The sequence below is a fragment of the Nostoc sp. CALU 546 genome (genome assembly GCF_048836525.1).
Window position 1 is genome coordinate 1 of sequence record NZ_JAWJTF010000214.1, and the last position, 3,868, is coordinate 3,868.

Sequence of the window (3,868 nt, forward strand, 5' to 3'; positions counted from 1 at the left end):
AAAGCGTCCTTTCCTCAAAAACTCGCCAGGTAAGCGTTCTACTCGGTTGGCGGTTGCCATGACAAACACTGGTGACTTCTTATCTTGCATCCATGTGAGGAAAGAGCCGAAGATTCTACTTGAAGTCCCGCCATCAGAATCGGAGGAACCTCCACTACCAGCAAAGGATTTATCTAATTCATCGATAAACAAAATCGCTGGAGAAATAGATTCTGCTGTTTTCAGGGCGTTTCGCAGATTTGCCTCACTTCGTCCCACCATTGAGCCGTCGTAGACTCGCCCCATATCCAACCGCAACAGTGGTAAACCCCACAGCCGGGAAGTAGTTTTGGCAATTAATGACTTACCGCAACCAGGAACCCCTAGAATTAACATCCCCTTTGGTTGAGGCAAACCATACTCTCTCGCTCTTTCTGTGAAAGCGTTAGAGCGTTGCTTGAGCCATCTCTTTAACTCTTCTAAGCCACCTACAGCATCAATGGTTTCATCTTCTTCGATGTATTCTAAGATCCCATTGCGGCGAATTAGTTGCTTTTTCTCAGATAAAACAATATCTACTTCATCTTCCGTCAAACGCCCTGTAGTTACCTGTGCCTTACGGTAGACTTTTTCAGCTTCGTCTTTAGTTAGACCTAAAGCGGCTCTGAGAAGTTTTTCTCTGGCTTCTGTTGTCAGCCGCCGACCACGATTTTGCTCTATATGGTGAGTTAGTACTTTATTCAACTCAACCATATCTGGCAAAGTAAAGTCGAGAACGACAACTTCCTTTTCCAGTTCTATAGGCACTTGTTGCATCGGAGACATCAAAACGATGTTCTTCTGCATACCTTTGAAACTAGCGATCGCATCACGTAACGATCTGTTAGTTGCAGGCGCATCTATAAAGGGATGTAAATCTTTAAGAATAAATATACTTGGTTCTTTCTGGCGGATAATCCACTCAATCGCCGCCTCTGGAGACACGGTATTATGTTGAGTAACATTCCGGGGTTGACCATACTCCACAATCCCGTGTGTTACTGTCCAAATAAATACTCGGCGCTGGGGCTTTAACAACTGGGCGATTGTGGAAATTGCTTGCTCGGCCCTCTCTTCCTCGGAGGTCACAAGGTAGATTAAAGGGTATTGAGCTTGAATTAGGATATTGAGCTCTTCTTTCATACTTCGACCTACTTGAGACCTTATAGAGACAGTAGAGACATTGCTTCTGGTAAAGACAACCGAATCATGAATGAATAATTCATAATTCCTATTTATTTAGCAAGGAACTAACTCTTCCTCACCTTTGGGATGGGTTTCATCTTCATCCATCTCATCAATGGAAAGATGCTCTTGACCAACTAATCCTGGTTGATTGCCCAAAGCAACCAGTTCCCCATCACGTAAAATTAGTGAACTATCACAAGTTGGGCATGAATAAACTCTATGAGTCCGCCCATAAGAAGAATCTTCCGCCTCGTCAACCAATTCTGAATTAGATAGGTAAAAAACGAGGGCACGTTCGGCAAGCTCTGACATTGGTTCGGAATCGACTGCTGAACGAATCTTCAGTTTCTTGTGCAACTCTGGCGATAAATACAAAGTGACCTTTTGCTTAGTTTGCGTTTGCATATAACTCTTTAACGGTCTTACCCGGGTATGTATATCAAGTTATAGGTTCTTTTATTAGTTGTCAAGACAGTAAAGCGTTTTGACGCTAATTTTGTTACATTCATTTACATTCTCGACTGAGATGCTATTTATAAATAGCCATCATCAACTGTATGCAGCAGAAAACTTGATGGGTTGTGGTTCGTAGTCAGTGGCTCTAACCCTTGAAATTGAGCAATTTATCGCTGACTACAAATCTAATGTTGTGGCAGACTACTAGTTGGCTGATTGAGAATGGTGCAATATCTGAGTTTCTGGTATTTCTATAAAATCAGTGACTTTGACAAAATGTGTAATGTAAATGGCGACTGCTAATAAAACCTGTAGTTTGGGGCGAATAATTTATCGGTTTGCAGCCAGTGTTAGCGGAGTCATTGCCCTGTTAATAATCCTGTGGGGTTGTACTGCCAATGATTTTAACGCCGGAGCGATCGCCTGGAAAACTTATAGCAACTCCCGTTATGGCTTTGAATTTCCATATCCGAGTAACTGGACTTCTTTAGCAGTCCCAACAAATGATGATGGAATTGCGTTTATTTCACCACAGGATAACACCGTGGAAATTCGGGGATGGGCAAGTCAGTATCTACCAAATGATCAAGAGACCGGAAAAAAGCTAAAATCCAACTTTCAAACAGCCCAAGGAGTATCAGGGGTAATGGTTGTAGAAGTTGATCAGCGAGTAGGTTCAATGACACTGACACTAACTCAAAGTCAAGTGAAATACTATTGGCAGGGACGAAGCAAGAGCCAAGAATTTCCAGAGTACTATCGTTTGTTTTATTACATTGCTCAACAGTATCGGATTTTAAAGTTTTGAAATTTGAGCATTGGTTGTTAATTCTTCTCCCCTTGCCTCCCTTGCTTTTTCCCCGCTCTCCACTTCCCAAAATCCACATTTCCCTCAGAATGATGATTAAGAGGGGACAGAAACCTGGTAGATTTAGCTATCAGCGAGTAAAAACTGGTGAAGATGAAAGTCCTGGTTATTGGTGGTGATGGATATTGCGGTTGGGCAACTGCTCTTTACCTTTCCAATCGAGGTTATGAAGTTGGAATTTTAGATAGTTTGGTGCGGCGGCACTGGGATAATGAACTTGGTGTTGAAACTCTCACTCCGATCGCACTAATTCAACAACGTCTCCAGCGCTGGCAAGATTTGACAGGTAAATCGATCGACTTGTTCATCGGCGATATTACGAATTACGAATTTCTCCATAAAACATTACAGCAGTTTCAGCCAAATGCTCTGGTGCATTTTGGTGAACAGCGTTCGGCCCCATTTTCCATGATTGACCGAGAACATGCAGTTGTTACCCAGGTCAATAATGTAGTTGGGACGTTGAACTTACTGTACGCCATGCGGGAAGATTTCCCGGACTGTCATTTAGTGAAGCTGGGGACGATGGGTGAATACGGTACACCCAACATCGATATAGAAGAAGGGTATATCACCATTGAACACAATGGACGCAAGGATACCCTACCTTATCCCAAGCAGCCCGGTTCAATGTACCATTTGAGCAAAGTCCATGATAGTCATAACATTCATTTTGCTTGCCGGATTTGGGGATTGCGGGCAACAGATTTAAACCAGGGTGTAGTTTATGGCGTCTTAACCGAAGAGACGGGAATGGACGAACTATTGATTAATCGGCTGGATTACGATGGTGTGTTTGGTACAGCACTAAACCGCTTTTGTATTCAAGCAGCAATTGGACATCCGTTAACTGTCTACGGTAAAGGTGGACAAACTCGCGGATTTTTAGATATTCGGGATACAGTCAGATGTGTAGAATTAGCGATCGCTAACCCTGCACAACCAGGTGAATTCCGCGTATTTAACCAATTTACCGAACAATTCAGCGTCGGTGACTTGGCCTTGATGGTGAAAAAAGCTGGTAACGCTATGGGATTGAGCGTAGAAATCAATCACCTAGATAATCCCAGAGTTGAAAAAGAAGAACATTACTTCAACGCTAAAAATACAAAATTGCTCGATTTAGGTTTACAGCCTCACTTGCTCTCTGATTCTCTACTCGATTCTCTGTTAAACTTTGCCATCAAGTATCAGAAACGAGTTGATCACAAACAAATTCTGCCTAAAGTCTCTTGGCACAGAAATTAAGTTAAACCCCAGTAAATCGTGGGTCTAAAATTGGTCGTCGTATTTTAGCACAATATGACGACCAACCATTTATTATTTATCGAGGATGTT

Annotated in this window: 4 protein-coding genes; 2 read left to right on the forward strand and 2 right to left on the reverse strand. The window is 42.5% G+C overall.

Annotated features, from left to right (window positions below; translation table 11 throughout):
* Positions 1–1,161, reverse strand: a 1,161-nt coding sequence (locus tag RRG12_RS41665; RefSeq protein ID WP_420763194.1) for an AAA family ATPase, incomplete at its 3' end; no start/stop codon positions are given.
* A 96-nt stretch (positions 1,162–1,257) separates the two neighbouring features.
* Positions 1,258–1,611 carry a hypothetical protein gene (locus tag RRG12_RS41670; protein WP_069074699.1) on the reverse strand — a complete coding sequence of 118 codons (354 nt, stop codon included), beginning with the start codon at positions 1,609–1,611 and terminating at the stop codon, positions 1,258–1,260.
* Between the two features lie 340 nt (positions 1,612–1,951).
* Between RRG12_RS41670 and RRG12_RS41675 the strand changes: the two genes are divergently transcribed.
* Both RRG12_RS41675 and RRG12_RS41680 read left to right on the forward strand, forming a co-directional pair.
* On the forward strand, positions 1,952–2,470 hold the full coding sequence (locus tag RRG12_RS41675; protein WP_420758300.1) for a hypothetical protein: 519 nt from the start codon (positions 1,952–1,954) through the stop codon (positions 2,468–2,470).
* A 153-nt stretch (positions 2,471–2,623) separates the two neighbouring features.
* Positions 2,624–3,778, forward strand: a complete 1,155-nt coding sequence (locus RRG12_RS41680) for an NAD-dependent epimerase/dehydratase family protein (RefSeq protein ID WP_069074701.1) — start codon at positions 2,624–2,626, stop codon at positions 3,776–3,778.
* Positions 3,779–3,868: the final 90 nt, after the last annotated feature.